Source organism: Streptomyces nigra, assembly GCF_003074055.1.
GTDB lineage: Bacteria > Actinomycetota > Actinomycetes > Streptomycetales > Streptomycetaceae > Streptomyces > Streptomyces nigra.
Genome location: NZ_CP029043.1, coordinates 3,899,222 through 3,913,235, shown reverse-complemented (window position 1 = coordinate 3,913,235; position 14,014 = coordinate 3,899,222). Strand labels below are relative to the sequence as shown.

Genomic DNA, 14,014 nt, shown 5'->3' with positions numbered 1-14,014 from the left:
CCCGTTCACGTATGCGAGGGAAGCCGACGGGCCGTCAGACGCCCGCGACCGTCTCCAGGTACAGCTTCACGAACCGGTCGACGTCCACGTCCAGCGCCACGTCCACCAGCGACTGCTCGCGCAGCCCCGCGTGGATCTCGGACTCGCCGGGGCGGGGACGCCGGTCCACGAGGGTCTGGCCGCGGGTGGGTCCCGGCGCCAGGGACACCTCCACGGGCAGCAGCCGGGTCGCGATGCCCGCCGGGTCCACGACCGCGCAGACCGCGCCCGCGTCCCCGATGCCGCCGGCCTCCGGGTCGCCGTCGACGTCCGGCGCGGCGGGGCGGTGCGCGAGCAGGTCGCCGGCGAGCCGGGCGCCCGGCTCCGTGCTCTCCCGCAGTGCGCGGACGTCCGCGCCGGGCACCACGACCCGCTGGAAGACGTCCAGGCCGTACATGGTGATCGGCACCCCGGCGGTGAGCAGGATCGCCGCGGCCTCCGGGTCGTGCCACACGTTGAACTCCGCGACCGCCGTGGCGTTCCCGCAGGCCACCGCGCCGCCCATGAAGACGATCCGCTCGACGTTGTCCGTCACCTCGGGGTGGGTGCGCAGCAGCAGGGCGATGTTGGTGAGGGGCGCCGTCGGGATCAGGGTCACCGGGCGCGGGGACGCCAGGATCTCCCGGCGCAGCAGGTCGACCGCGCCGAGGTCGGAGGGGACGCGGGTCGGGGCGGGCAGGCCGATGTCGCCCATGCCGTCGTCGCCGTGCACGTGCCGCGCCGAGCGGGACGGCTCGATCAGCGGACGGGCGGCCCCACGGGCCACCGGGATCTCCGGGGCGCCGGCCACCTCCAGCACGGTCAGGGTGTTGCGCACGACGCCGTCCACGTCCGTGTTGCCGGCCACGCAGGTCACCGCGCGCAGGTCCAGCCCCGGATGGCGTACCGCGAAGAGCAGGGCGAGGGCGTCGTCCACGCCCGTGTCACAGTCGATGATCACCGGGATCGGCCGGCCGTCGTTCGTCACGGCGGGTCTCCTGTCTGGAGCAGTGCGGTGGCGGGCCCTACGAACCGACCTTACGGTGTCGTACAGGTGGAGTGCGTCGCCGTATGACGTCGCCACGCGGAAGCGTGTGCGCGGCGTCATGCGGCGTCTCCGCTGTTCGGGCCTCATGTGTGTCGGGCCGGGCGGGTGTCACCCGGACGGACCGGCGCGCTGGTGGGCCGGGGCCCGCGGTGGTGCCTTGGGAACACGTGCCGATCTTGAGCGCGCCCCTCACCCAGCCCAGGGAGGCCCTGCGATGCCCCGTCCCCCGGCCCGTGCACTCGTCGCCCCGGCGCTCTCGGCCGCCGCCCTGCTGTCCGTCTCCGCGTGCGCGCTCGCCGGTCAGGAACAGGCCCCGCCCCCGCCGGTGAACGCCCCGGCGTCCGCCGCCCAGTCCCCGGCGGCAGCCCCGACGCTCACCGAGGCGCAGGCCCGCGCCGCACTCGTCACCGAGGCCGACCTCGGGGAGCCGTGGGTGCCCACCCGGGGCTTCGCGACCTGGCGGGAGGCCATGCTGAAGGCGACCGCCGAACCGGCGGAGTGCGCGGACCTGCTCGACGCCCTGTACGCGGAGGAGTTCTTCGGCGCGGACGCCACCACCCGGGCGTCGGTCGGCCTGGACGACGACTGGGGCGGCGCCCAGCTGCGCTACCAGGTCGTCGCCCATCGCCCGGACGCCCTGGACCGGGCGATCGAGCGGCTCGGCGACTTCCCCCGGCGGTGCGGCTCGTTCACCGCCACCGCGCCGGGCGGCCCGATGTCCGTCGAGGTCAGGGCGGTGGGACTGCCGAAGCTCGGGGACGCCCGGCAGGCCCTGCGGATCGTCCTGAGCGCCGTCTCCGAGTACGGGGACGGGCCACGGCTCACCCTGGACGTGGCCGCCGTACGGGTGGGCGACGACGCGATCGCCGTCACCAACGGCAGCCTCGGCGAGGTGCCGTCCGACGCCACGCTGACGGCCGTCGAACTGGGCACGAGCCGGCTGGAGGAGGTCAGGAAGCGGGGCCGGGCCGAGGTCTGAACCGGTCCGGGCCGCGCACTACGCCATACGCTCCACGGCGCGCTTGGCCTCCGCCAGGCCCGCGCCGGTGACCTCCCGGTAGACCTTGATCGCCTGGATCTTCTTGTCGTCCCGCAGCAGCGCCGCGACCTCTTCGAGGCGCGGGTCCTGCTCGCGCAGTCCCAGATGCCCGAGGACCAGGTCGAGCTTCTGCTCGATCCGGGCCGCGCGGCGCTCCGCCCGGGACATCCGGCTCTGCAGGCTCAGCAGGAGCAGGACAGCGGCGGCCACCGCGAAGATCATCGCCAGCGTCTCCATACAGGGGAGGACGTCTCCGGGACCGCCGGGGTTCACTCGTCGTCGTCGAAACGCAGCCGGTGGGCCACCACGTCGTGGGAGACGTCCAGCGCGGTACGGCCCTGTGCGAAGGCGTGCGCCCGCAGCCGGGCCAGCGCCTCGTCCGTGCCGACGGCGAGCTGGGCCATGATCACGCCGGCGGCCTGGTAGAGCGGGTCGTGGTCGGCGGCGAGCCCGCCCAGCCACACGTCCTCGTCCTGCTCGCCCGTCGCCTCCTCGTGCGGCAGCGCCATCAGCGCGGTCGTCATCATCCCGGCGACCAGCCGGGCCGTGCGCAGCTCTCCCCGGGTCAGCGTGCCGGGGGTGTCGCCGTAGAGGTCGAGGGTGCCGACGCAGACCTGGGCGTCGCCGAGCGGCAGCGAGTAGACGGCGCTGACGCCGGCCGCCGTGGCCTGCTGGGCGAAGACCGGCCAGCGCGCCACGTCCCCTCCGGTGGTCAGATCGCCGGCGAGCACGGGCGAGCGGCTGCGCGCGGCCAACTGGCAGGGGCCGTCGCCCAAGGTGGCCTGGATCTCGGTGACATACGCGGCCCGGGGGCCGCTCGCGCCGAGCTGGACGGGCATCCCGTCGCAGTGCAGCGACACGCTGGCGCCGACCACGGGCAGCAGGTCGACGGCGGCCCGGCACAGCCGCTCGGGCACCTCGCCGGGACCGGCGCCGGTCATGCACGCGGCGATGGCGTCCGCGGCACTTCGGGGTTCCGGGTCCGGTTCCCCGCGGTGCTCGTCTCCGCGCCGCACGACTGCCTCCCGGTAGGGCCGCACAGGGGCGGCCCGGTGACTCCCCCTGCCGCCCGCCCCGGACGCGCCCCGACTACCCCTGCACCTCCGCGCGAAACCCGCCGGGGGTTCCGTCAGAGCGGCGGCTGTGCGGGTGCCGGGCCCAGGGTGGTCGTACCGGGGGCCGTGCGGTGGCCAAGGCCCGTGCGGTAGGCGTCCAGGGCCGCCTCGACGCGGCCGGTACGGCGGAGGAGGTCGCCCAGGAGGCGGCACAGGTCGGCCAGGTCACCGGCCGCGCCCGCGCGCTCCAGCAGGCTCAGGGCGCGGACGTAGTGCTCCTCGGCGGTGTCGGTCTCGCGGGCGTCCTCGGCGATGATGCCGAGCAGCCGGTGGGCGGCGGCGGAGTGCAGCGCCCCCCGCTCGGAGCTGAGGTCGCTGAGCACCTCGTGGAGGAGGGCGGCGGCCTCGGCGGACTTGCCGCGCCGGTGCAGGACGTCGGCCAGCTCGACGGCGACCTGGCTGGTGTAGAGGGCGGCACGCTGGGCCGTGAGCATGGTCTGCGCCTCGCGCATCTCCGCCTCGGCGCGCTCGAGGTCGCCGTTCTGGGCGTAGACGTACCCTCGCATCCAGTGGCAGTTGGCGAGTTCGGTGCGGATCTGGAGCTGCCGGTACAGCTCGGCGGCCTTCGCCAGGGAGGCGTCGGCCTCGGCGATCCGGCCCTCGGCGAGCAGGGTGCGGGCCACGGCCCGGTGCATCCGCGCCACCAGGGCCGGGTCGCCGGCCTGCGGGGCCAGGGCGAGCGCGTACTCGGCGGCCTGGGCCGCGCGGGCGTGGGCGCCCATGTCCATGTAGGGGCCGATGACGCTGGCGTACAGCATCAGCAGGGCGTCCGGGTCGTGCAGTCCGCCGCGGTTGAGCTCGTCGAGGGCGGACTCCAGGAGGTAGACGGCGTACCGGAGTTCACCGGTGAGGTAGTGCGCGACGGCCCGGCCGCGGACGGCCGGGGCGCGGGCGGGCAGCGGTGCCCCGGCCGCCGTGAGGACCTGCTCGGCCTGCTCGAAGTGGCCGCGCGCTGCGTCCAGTTCGCCGGCGTCGAGGCCGCACTCGCCGAGTCCGAGCAGGGCGGCGGCCCGCTCCTCGGCGAGGTCGTGGGCGCTCGCCTCGCCGAGCAGCGCGGTGAACTGCCCGGCCGCCGCGGCGGTGTCGCCGGTGGCGAGGAGGCGCTGGGCCTCGGTGAGCCGCAGCCGCAGATCGGTGCCGAGATGGGCGGGGCGGCCGGTGGCCAGCTCCTCGAAGGCGACGCCGAGCCGGTCGGCGATGTGCCGCAGCGCCTCGTCGGAGGCGCGGACCCGGCCGGCCTCCAGGGTGGAGATGTAGGCGGGGGTGTACGCCGGCTCGGCCAGCTGCCTCTGGGTCAGGCCCCGGTCGGCGCGCAACTGCTGCACCCTGCGCCCGATCGTCCCCGGATCGTCACGTTCCGACACGCTCAACTCCCCCTGGGGCCCTTGCCGTTCGAGTGCGACAGCCCCTAGGTTAAACCGCGTATTAAACGTGGTTAACCCTTGGCTGTTGCGAGGTCGCCGTGCAGCAACGCACCAGCACCACCGAGCGCTACACCCGAGGCGTCGCCGCCGCGGTGGTCGCCGTGACGACCCTGATCCTGGCGGCCAACGCGGGTCCGGCGAGAGCGATGGAGCCGAAACCGGCACAGCAGCGGACTCAGCATGTCATTCCGGCGGCCCCCACGCCGTAGGTCTCACACAATCGCCGTGCCCGTCCGGGTGTTCACCCGCTGACCTGGAGCTGGCGCAGCTGACGGTGCACGTTCTCCAGGGCGCCCCGCCGGCGCCCCGGCACCCGGCCGCGCAGCTCCATCAGGATCGGGCCGAGCTCCCGGGCGAGCGCCGGGTCGTCGATCCGGCCCCACTGGTGGTGGGCGTGGTCCACCGCCGACTCCACCGCGGGCGCGTCCGGCGACTGCCCCGCCGTCAGCCGCGCCGAGGCGACCGTCAGCCAGGTGCGGCAGCTGCGCACCGGGTCCCCCGCCAGCATCGCCAGGTCCGCGCGGACCTCGATCCAGTGCAGCGCCTGCTCGGAGGCGGGCCCGTGGGTGTGCACGGCGGTCTGCTCGTGCCGGGCGGCCAGCGCGTCCGCCTCCGTGTGCCGCCCGGCCCGCGCGGCGGCGGCGATCTCGGCGTGCGGGTCGCCCGGCGCGGGCGGACACGCGCTCAGCACCAGGTCGACGCCCAGGCCGGCCTCCGGCGCGATCCGGGCCAGCGCCTGCTCGTGGAGCCGGTCGAGCGGCGGCCGCAGCCCGCTGCGCAGCAGTGTGGCGACCGCCCTCATGTACACCGGGCCGGCCGGCGCCCGGCGGCCCGGGGGCGGTGCGATCCGGCCGAGGACGGTGGTGCCGCGCCCGCAGTCCAGGGGCCGGGTGCGCAGATGTTCCCAGGTCTCGGCGTCGGCGTGCAGATCGAGGATCAGGGCCGTCGACCCGGGCGGGCGCAGCCGCAGCTCCTCGCCGATCCAGTGCCAGGGGAGCCCGGTGTAGCGGACGGTGGCCGGTGTCGAGCGGGCCAGCGCGAGATGCGGCAGGCGCTGGCGCCGGTCCAGATGCAGCTGGCCGGTGACGAACACGGTGAGCGGGCCGGGGGAGACGGCGGCGGCCCGCAGCCGGGTCAGCACGGCCTGCGGTTCCAGGGGGTCGGCGAGCTCGACGACGTTCGCGGTGTCGGTGCCGGCCAGCACCGGCGGCGGCACGGCGGCCAGCACGGGGAGCACGGAGGCCGCGTCCACCAGGCGCCCCCGGCCGGCCGGAGCGGCGGCGAGCAGCAGCACTGTTCCGGGCATCGGTCCCTCCCCGTCCCCCGTCGATCACGTACGGCAGCACCGTAACCGCTGTCCGTGCGGGACGGGCATCTCAGGGCGGCTAAGGGCCGTCCCCCGGTGGCTCGTTCCCCCCTGGGGGGATGCGCCGGACCGCGAACACCGTGGTGTCGTCGCCGAGATGGCCGCCGCTGTGCCGCAGCGTGCTCTCCCGGACGAAGTCGACCAGCCGCCCGGGCTGCGCCACGCCCGGGTCGGCGGCGACGGCCTCGGCGACCGCGCCGGCCAGCGGGAAGAAGACGCCGTGCGCGTCCCGTGCCTCGGTGACCCCGTCGGTGGTCATCAGCAGCGTCTCGCCGTACCGCAGGGGCGCCCGCAGCACCGGCGGCGGCCCGGCGGACGGGTCCAGCTCGCTCAACCCGACGGGGAGACGGGGGCGGCACTCCAGCGCCCGTACCCCGTCGGGCCCGACGACGAGGGGACTGTCGTGACCGAGCACCACGGCCTCGACGGTCTCGGGTTCGGCGTCGGGGAACCCGACCAGGACGACCGTGGCGAACCGGTCGCCGTCCGCCCGCCCGAGCGCGGCCCGCATCCGCACATGCCGCTGGAGGCGCAGCTCCAGCCGGGCGGCGATCGTCGGCAGATCCGGCTCGTGATAGCCGGCCTCGCGGAACGTGCTGAGCAGCGCGGCGGCCACCTCGACCGCGCCGAGCCCCTTGCCCTGGACGTCACCGAGGATCACGCGCGTGCCGTGCAGACCCGTCTGGATGTCGTAGAAGTCGCCGCCGACCCGGGCCTCGCTGTCGGAGGCGAGATAGACGGCCGCGTGCTCCAGACCGCCCCAGCCCGGCGGCAGCGGGCGCAGCACGGTGCGCCGGATGGTGGCCGCCACGTCCTCGATGTGCAGCATCCGCTGCTCGCCGCGCACCCGGACCACGCAGGCCAGCGTCGCCAGCACCCCGCCGATGGCGGCGAGCACCAGGTCGGGCAGCCCGGCCTGGAACTGGTGCGGCAGCACGGCGTCGGCGGCGATGTACGTCAGGGGCGCCAGCACCGCGTACACGGCGGTACCCCACACTCCGCAGATCGCGGCCGCGGTGCCCGGCACCAGCACGATCCAGGACAGGATGCGGAAGTCGCTGCTGGTGCGGAAGTCGACGGCGACGATCGCGACGAGCAGCAGCAGCGGCGGCAGCCAGGCCACGCTCCGGCCCCGCACACGCAGGGGCCGCGCCCGGCGCGCGTCGCCCAGCGGGCTGACTTCACCGTCGCTGACGGCCCTCATCCGCTCAGCGAAACACGGTGTCCCACGCCCCGCATCCGGGTCGCCGACTTGCCGGGCCGCCGCCCCAGGTGTGCTCTGGAGTGCGGGGGCGGAGAGGAAGGAGTGCTCCCATGGCTCATGCGGCACCCGCGTCCCGGCGGCGGACGGCGCGCCCCCGCCCGTCGACCGACGTCTTCAGCCCGCGCGCGCACCGGATCGCGAGCATCGCCGTCCCGGTCGTCCTCGGACTCGTCTACGGCTACTGGGTGGCGGCCGACCGCCGGTCCGGCGGTGAGATCACCGGCTGGAACCTGCTCCTGGGGTTCGTCTCCGCGGCCGTGTTCATGCTGCTGTTCGTCGCCGTACGGACCGTCTCCCGCCAGATGCCGCGCGAGACGCACGCGATCATGTGGGCCGCCTTCACCGGCTGCGCGGTGGGGTTCCTGTACAGCCAGACCGGCCACAGCGTGGTCAGGTCGTCGCTGATGGGGCTCGTGTTCGCAGCGGCCTGCTTCATCGTGCTGTTCTACCGCTACTACACGCACGAGGACGCCAAGGGCCGGCCGACGTCCTGACCCCGCACATGGTTCGGCCCCGGCCGCGCGCCGGGGCCGAACCCTTTCCCCTGTATCCGCCCACCCGGGGGTCCGGGGGTTTCTCCTCGCTCCCCATCTCTCCATGACACACCCGTTCGGGTGAACCCTCCACCGGAGAGGGAACGGGCGCGCCCGGATGCAGGCGCCCACCGCGCGCCCCGGACCGCCCGGCCCTTGGCTTGAGGGGTGTCCACCCGGCTGCGCGACGCCCTGTCGGCAGCGCTGATCGCGCTGTCGTGCCTCCTCCTGCCGTGCGGCGCCACGGCGGCGTGGGCCGCCTACGGGCTCGCCGACACCGGCCGCTATGTCACCGCGATGGCGCCGCTCGCCTCCGACCCGGCCGTGCGCGGCACGGTCGCCGACGCCCTGGGCACCGGCATCCTGCGCGAGGTCGACCGACGGCTGGGCGGCGCCCCGGGAGCACCCGAGCCCCGCACGGTCCGCCCCTTCGTCCGGGACGCCGCCGACTCCTTCACCCGCACCGCGGCCTTCCACGCCGCCTGGGACGCCGGCAACCGGGTCGTCCACGAGGCCGTCCTGGACGCGCTGCGCAGCCGCCGCACCGGCCCCGTCACCGTCGATCTGGCGCCGGTCACCGCGCAGGTCAGACAGCGGCTGCTGGACGACCACGTGACCGTCGCCCGGCACATCCCGGTCGAGCACACCGAGGTGCCCGTGCTCGGTGCCGACGAGCTGGCCCGGCTCAGAAAGGGGTACGACGTGCTGGAGGTCGCCGGTCTCTGGCTGCCCGTCGCCGCGGGCGTGCTCGCGGTGACCGGCATCGCCGTCGCCGCCTGCCGCCGCCGCGCGGTCACCGCGACCGCGCTCGGCACCGCGCTGGGCGGCGCCCTCCTGGTCCTCGCCGTGTCCCTCGGACGCCGGCTGACCCTGGCCGATCTGCCCGAGGCCGTCCATCGCCCGGCCGCGGGCGCCGTCTACGACGCGCTGACCGGGCCGCTGCGCTCGGTGGCCTGGTCACTGGTCGCCCTCGGCCTGGCCGTCGCCCTCGCCGCCCGTCTCACCGGGCACCTGTCCCGGCGCCGCCGCCGGCCCGCCGAGCCGGCCACCGACCCCGCCCACCGGCCGACCCGCGCCCGGGTCTGACGAGGCCCGACGCTCCTGGCACCGGCGGACCCGACCTCGTAACGTCGTCGCCGTGACAGCACGGGGGACACATGACGGACACGGACGCCATCGCGCCGGGCGACGGCTCGCCGGGCTGTTCCTGCTCGGCGTCACCGTCGTCGGCGCCTGCCGGGCCGCCGACACCGACGCCCTGACCCCCGTCCCGCAGGCGCTCGCCTTCCTGCCGTGGCTCCTCGTGCCCACGGTGACCGCTCTGCTGCTGGCGCTGCTCGCGCGCTGGTGGACAGGGCTGGTCTGGGCGGTCGCCGTGATGGGCCTGCTGGCCTGGTACATCGAGCCGTACGGCAGGACCCGCCTCCCGGACGGGCCGCCGCTGGCCTCCCTGCGGATCCTGACCGCGAACGTCGAGTTCGGGCAGGCGGCCGGCGCGCTCGCCGCCGCCGTCGGCGACGAGAACGCGGACCTCGTGTTCGTCCAGGAGTGCGACCAGCCCTGCGACGCGCTGCTCCGACGGGAGCTCGGCACCAGTCATCCGCACCGGGTGGCGGAGCCGGCCGCCGGGTCCCACGGGTCGGTCCTGCTCAGCAAGTTCCCGCTGACCCCCGCCGAGGGTGTCGACGGCACGATGGCCATGCCGGGCGCCGTCGCCGACGTCCGCGGGCAGCCCGTACGGCTCCAGCTCGCGCACCCCATGCCGCCGCTGCCCGGCCGGGCCGGGCCCTGGCGCCGCGAACTCGGCGCCCTGCGCGACGTCGCCGCCGGACGCGGCCGCACCCCGCTCGTGCTCGCCGGGGACTTCAACGCCTCGCAGGACCACGCCGCCTTCCGCCGCGTCCTGGACACCGGCCTCCAGGACGCCGCCCGGCTCGGCGGCCACGACCGCACCCCGACCTGGCCCGCCCGCACGACCCCGGCGTTCGGCGCGCAGATCGACCACGTGCTGCTCTCCAGGGACTTCTCGGTGCGCACGATCCGCTTCCTCGACCTGCCCGGCACCGACCACCGCGCCGTGCTCGCCCACGTCACCCTGCACCGCCCGCAGGGCTGACCACATGGGCGCGGCCGCCCTGTGCAGGAGGGCGGCCGCGTCGTGTGGGGGGTGGAACGAGGAGGAAGCTCCTCAGCGGAGGGCTCCCTTTTCGAGGGCCTTGTCGAGGGCGGCGGCGAACCCGTTGGCCCACAGCTGGTCGACGCGGGCCCGCTCGTTGGCGTCCGGCTGGGAGTTGGTGCACGAGGTGCCGGGGCCGCCGCCCGACATCAGCTCGCTGCACGGGCCCTCGTAGTGGTCCGGCAGCCCGAGGACGTGGCCGGTCTCGTGCGCGGTGACGCGGGTGGAGTCGTACTGCTGGTTCTGCGCGTAGTCGAGGAAGATGTAGCCGTTGCCGTGCCCGTCCGTCGACGCGTACGAGCCACGCGAGTCGTTGCCCTCGCGGTAGCTGAAGTCGGCGTTCGAACCGGCCTGGAGCTTGACGTTGGAGACCGAGCTGTTCCAGATCTGGGCGCTGCGGGATATCTGCGCGCTGAACGTGGGGGCGCCCGAGGCGTCGTAGACGACGGTGACGGCCGCGGCGGCCTTCGGACGGACGGCCTGCTTCTCGGCGACCGACTTCAGCACGGCCTGGAAGAAGGCCCGGGTGGCGGCGGAGTCGGCCGAGTCGGCGGTGAAGCCGGCCTGGACGGGAGCGGGGGCCGCGGTCGCCGGGGCGACCGTGCCGAGGCCGAGGGCCGCGACACCGAGAGCGGCCGCCGCCGTCGTGCGTGCGGACAGGGCGAAGGACATGCGCATCGAGGACTCCTAGGTGGGGGGTGAGTCGTCAAGGCGAGTGTCCGCGTCCGAAAGGCCGCTGTGATGATGGCAATCGGCGATAGCACAGGCCTATCAGGGCCCCGATTCGCCGCGTTCCACGGGGATTTGGGTGGCTGGTGAAACCAGTCCTTCCGCTTTAGTCTCCCAGGGCATGGAGCTCGAGGTGAGACACCTCCGCGCGCTGTGCGCGATAGCCGACACCGGCAGTCTGCACCGGGCCGCTCGGCAACTGGGCGTCGCCCAGCCATCGTTGAGCACACAACTGCGCCGGATCGAACAGGAGCTGGGCGGCGAGCTGTTCCTGCGGGCCCGCACCGGGTGCCGCCCCACCCCGCTGGGCCGGCTGGTCCTCAGCCGCGCCCGCCCCCTCGTCTCCGACATGCGGGCCCTGGTCGCCGAGGCACGGGCGGCCGCGATGGGCGGCGCCGCCCTGCGCGTCGGCTCGACCGCGAGCGAGGCCCTGGCGGGCTGGCTGCGCCGGCTGCGCGGCCACGGCCAGGACCCCACCCTCCATATGAACGTCTCCCCGAACGCCCTGCTGCGCATGGTCGCCGACGGTCAGCTCGACGTCGCCTTCGTGCACGAGGTGGAGGGCTGCCCCCTGCGCATCCCGCCCGAGCTGCGGATCCGCGTGCTGATGGACCGCGAACCGCAGTTCGTGTCCCTGCCCACCGACCACCCGGCGGCGGCCCGGCGCGAGGTCGACCTGCACGACCTCGCCGGCGACCGCTGGATGGTCGACCCCACGGTCGACGGCGAATGGGACGCCGTGCAGCGGATGTTCCGGGCGGCGGGCGTCAACCCGCAGGTCCTGCACGGCGACTACTACACGGCCGACGCCCTGGTGGCCACCGGCGAGGTGGTCGCCGTCTGCCAGCCCACCCACGCCGACAGCCCCACGATGGCCGTACGGCGGCTGCGCGGCGACCCCCTCGGCGTACGGCTGCTGCTGGCGGCCCGCACCGAGACCGATCTGGACGGCGTCTACCCCGCGCTGGAGGCGGCGTACTGGGAGGCGGCCCGCCAGGCACCGGCGTACCGGGACTGGCTGGAACACGACGGCGACCGCCGCCCGCCCAGGGTCCCGGTACTCCCCTGACGGGCCTCAGATACCGATGTCCCGCCCGTCCGCCCGCCACACGGCCACCACCGCGGGCCGGTTGACCCGCCCCGGCCCGTCGGGCCAGGCACTCAGCGGCTTCTCGGCCGTCGCCCCGTCGATCTCGCCCGGGTGCTGCACGGCTACGAGCACGCGCCGGTCCTGGACCAGCGGGCCGCAGGTCTCCGCGCCGTTCGGCATCGCCAGGAACTGCTTGAGCTCCCCGCGCCGGTCCCCGCGCGTGGCGACGCCGAAGAGGCCGTCGTGGTGGCCGAGGGCGTTGCCGTCCGTGGAGATCCACAGGTTGCCGTGCGGGTCGAAGGCCACGTTGTCCGGGCAGGAGATCGGCGAGACCTGGTCCTTCGGGAACCCGGCGAAGTAGGTGGCCGGGTCGTCCGGGTCGCCCGCCACCAGGAACAGCGACCAGGCGAACCGCTCGCTGTCGGCCCGGTTGCGGTGCTCGGTCAGCTCCAGGATCTGGCCGTGCTTGTTGGCGACGCGCGGGTTGGCCTCGTCGGGCTTGGGGTTCGACCCGACGCCCCGGTTGCTGTTGTTGGTCAGGGCCACGTACACCTTGCCGGTGTGCGGGTTGGGCTCGATGTCCTCGGGCCGGTCCATCTTGGTGGCGCCGACCTTGTCCCCGGCGAGCCGCGTGAAGACGAACACCTCTTCCGCGCTCATTCCCTCGACGTGCGAGACGGCCCCGTGCGCGGTGGCGGTGGCCAGCGGGATCCACTCACCGCCGCCGTCGAACTCGCCGTCCGCCGGGAGCTTGCCGGTCCCGTCGATCTCGATGGCGGGGGAGTCACCGGTGAGCCGGGCGACGTACAGCGTCCCCTCGTCCAGCAGGGACAGGTTGTGCTCGCGGACGGCCCTGCTCGAACCCCTCCGCATCCGCTTGCTGCCGACGAACTTGTAGAAGTAGTCGAAGCGCTCGTCGTCACCGGAGTACACGACCGGCCGTCCGTCGTCGGTCAGCCGCACGGTGGCGCCCTCGTGCTTGAACCGGCCCAGCGCGGTGCGCTTGCGCGGCGCGGAGGCCGGGTCGTACGGGTCCAGCTCGACGACCCACCCGAAACGGTGCGACTCGTTCGGCTCCTGGGCCACGTCGAAGCGCCGGTCGAACCGCTCCCACTTGCGCTCGGTCGCGCCGCTGCCCAGCCCGTACCGCTTGTCGGTCGCGCGGGTGGCGTGGGCGAAGTACTGGTTGAAGTTCTCCTCGCCGTGCAGGGTGGTGCCCCACGGGGTGACGCCGCCGGAGCAGTTGTTGAGGGTGCCGAGCACCTTGGTGCCGGTGCGGTCGGCGGAGGTCCTCAGCAGCTCGGACCCGGCGGCCGGCCCGGTCACCCGGAACTCGGTGGTCGCCGTCACGCGCCGGTTCAGCGGGTGCCGGGGCACCGGAGTGAGCTTCCCCGACCGGCGGTCCTCCTCCACCACGACCGCGGACAGCCCGTGGGCCGCCCAGGCGACCTCGACCTGCTGCCGGGTCGGGTTCTCGGGGTCGTAGCCGCGGAACATGAGCACCTCGTCGGTGTACTCGTGGTTGGCGACGAGGATCTGCCGGTGGGGCTCGCCGTGCAGCGGGAGCAGGGCGAGGAAGTCGTTGTTGTAGCCGAACTGCTTCGCCTGCGCCTCCGCGGTCTGGCGGTCCGGGTCGAAGGCGGGCGCACCGCGCAGGATGGGCTCGCCCCAGCGGATGACGACGTTCTGGGCGTACCCGTCCGGAATCGTCACGGTGTCGGCGGTGTTCGGCGCGACGGGCGTGAACCGCAGCCCGCGCGCACCCCGGTCCCCACGGTGCCCACCCGCGGCACTCGCCTGAGGAGCGGAGACGGTCGCGGAGGCCCCGACCGCGGCGGCGGCCGTGACGACGGCGGCGGCCCGCATCACGGTACGACGGCTCAGGGCCCCGGCGACGACGTCCCCGACGTACGGGTTGGCACTGGTGTTCGGAACCTCGTGGAAACAGGCGTCCCCACATCGGAAACGGCAGGTGAGGGCTGCTCGGCCCCCGTGGTGCGCGGCGCCGTCGACGCCGACGATGGGCAACTGGATACGCATGGCTGCTGGTACTCCCCTTGCTTCCCCTGGAGATGCGGCGTGGGGGACGCTAGGGGCGCGGCCGAGCGGACGCGGGGCGCGCGCGTGAACACAGAGTGAACCGAAGGTGGCTGTCCGAGACGCCGGGAGGCGGCTCGATGCGACCTTGACGAGGGGGAGCGCTTGTGTTCAC

At 74.7% G+C, this 14,014-nt stretch carries 13 protein-coding genes; 5 read left to right on the top strand and 8 right to left on the bottom strand.

What is annotated here, in order from left to right; genetic code table 11:
* Window positions 1-34: 34 nt before the first annotated feature.
* Entirely contained in the window at window positions 35-1,006 is a 972-nt protein-coding gene (locus tag DC008_RS18085; RefSeq protein ID WP_235073391.1) for a nucleoside hydrolase, read from the bottom strand.
* Between the two features lie 274 nt (window positions 1,007-1,280).
* On the opposite strand from DC008_RS18085, the gene DC008_RS18080 reads away from it, so the two are divergent.
* Window positions 1,281-2,045, top strand: a complete 765-nt coding sequence (locus DC008_RS18080) for a hypothetical protein (RefSeq protein WP_108707862.1) — start codon at window positions 1,281-1,283, stop codon at window positions 2,043-2,045.
* Window positions 2,046-2,063: 18 nt separating this feature from the next.
* On the opposite strand, the gene DC008_RS18075 is transcribed toward DC008_RS18080, so the two are convergent.
* The 5 genes from DC008_RS18075 to DC008_RS18055 form a co-directional block, all read right to left on the bottom strand.
* Window positions 2,064-2,342, bottom strand: coding sequence for a ribosomal protein L7/L12 (locus DC008_RS18075; RefSeq protein ID WP_108707861.1), 279 nt, complete (start codon window positions 2,340-2,342; stop codon window positions 2,064-2,066).
* 32 nt (window positions 2,343-2,374) lie between these two features.
* The gene (locus DC008_RS18070; protein WP_164492326.1) at window positions 2,375-3,121 is read right to left on the bottom strand and encodes a GAF and ANTAR domain-containing protein; all 747 of its coding nucleotides are present in this window, start codon (window positions 3,119-3,121) and stop codon (window positions 2,375-2,377) included.
* A gap of 113 nt (window positions 3,122-3,234) precedes the next feature.
* Window positions 3,235-4,584, bottom strand: coding sequence for a helix-turn-helix domain-containing protein (locus DC008_RS18065; protein ID WP_108707860.1), 1,350 nt, complete (start codon window positions 4,582-4,584; stop codon window positions 3,235-3,237).
* A gap of 301 nt (window positions 4,585-4,885) precedes the next feature.
* Window positions 4,886-5,950: a hypothetical protein gene (locus DC008_RS18060; protein WP_108707859.1), complete on the bottom strand. Its 1,065-nt coding sequence runs from the start codon at window positions 5,948-5,950 to the stop codon at window positions 4,886-4,888.
* A gap of 79 nt (window positions 5,951-6,029) precedes the next feature.
* Complete coding sequence (locus DC008_RS18055; RefSeq protein ID WP_108707858.1) at window positions 6,030-7,214, bottom strand: PP2C family protein-serine/threonine phosphatase; 1,185 nt, start codon at window positions 7,212-7,214, stop codon at window positions 6,030-6,032.
* Window positions 7,215-7,324: 110 nt separating this feature from the next.
* Here DC008_RS18055 and DC008_RS18050 point away from each other — a divergent pair, with 110 nt between their 5' ends.
* The 3 genes from DC008_RS18050 to DC008_RS18040 all read left to right on the top strand — a co-directional run bounded on the left by DC008_RS18050 (window position 7,325) and on the right by DC008_RS18040 (window position 9,923).
* Window positions 7,325-7,768 (top strand): hypothetical protein, encoded by a 444-nt coding sequence (locus DC008_RS18050; protein WP_108707857.1) that lies wholly within the window; start codon window positions 7,325-7,327, stop codon window positions 7,766-7,768.
* Between the two features lie 207 nt (window positions 7,769-7,975).
* Window positions 7,976-8,893 (top strand): hypothetical protein, encoded by a 918-nt coding sequence (locus DC008_RS18045; protein WP_108707856.1) that lies wholly within the window; start codon window positions 7,976-7,978, stop codon window positions 8,891-8,893.
* Between the two features lie 52 nt (window positions 8,894-8,945).
* Window positions 8,946-9,923, top strand: a complete 978-nt coding sequence (locus DC008_RS18040; protein WP_108707855.1) for an endonuclease/exonuclease/phosphatase family protein — start codon at window positions 8,946-8,948, stop codon at window positions 9,921-9,923.
* A gap of 72 nt (window positions 9,924-9,995) precedes the next feature.
* On the opposite strand, the gene snpA is transcribed toward DC008_RS18040, so the two are convergent.
* Complete coding sequence (gene snpA, locus DC008_RS18035) at window positions 9,996-10,661, bottom strand: snapalysin (protein WP_108707854.1); 666 nt, start codon at window positions 10,659-10,661, stop codon at window positions 9,996-9,998.
* Window positions 10,662-10,833: 172 nt separating this feature from the next.
* Here snpA and DC008_RS18030 point away from each other — a divergent pair, with 172 nt between their 5' ends.
* Window positions 10,834-11,781 carry a LysR family transcriptional regulator gene (locus DC008_RS18030; RefSeq protein WP_108707853.1) on the top strand — a complete coding sequence of 316 codons (948 nt, stop codon included), beginning with the start codon at window positions 10,834-10,836 and terminating at the stop codon, window positions 11,779-11,781.
* A 6-nt stretch (window positions 11,782-11,787) separates the two neighbouring features.
* Here the strand turns inward: DC008_RS18030 and DC008_RS18025 are convergent, their stop codons facing one another.
* A complete protein-coding gene (locus DC008_RS18025; RefSeq protein ID WP_108707852.1) occupies window positions 11,788-13,842 on the bottom strand; it encodes a PhoX family protein in 2,055 nt (684 codons plus the stop codon).
* Window positions 13,843-14,014 lie beyond the last annotated feature (172 nt).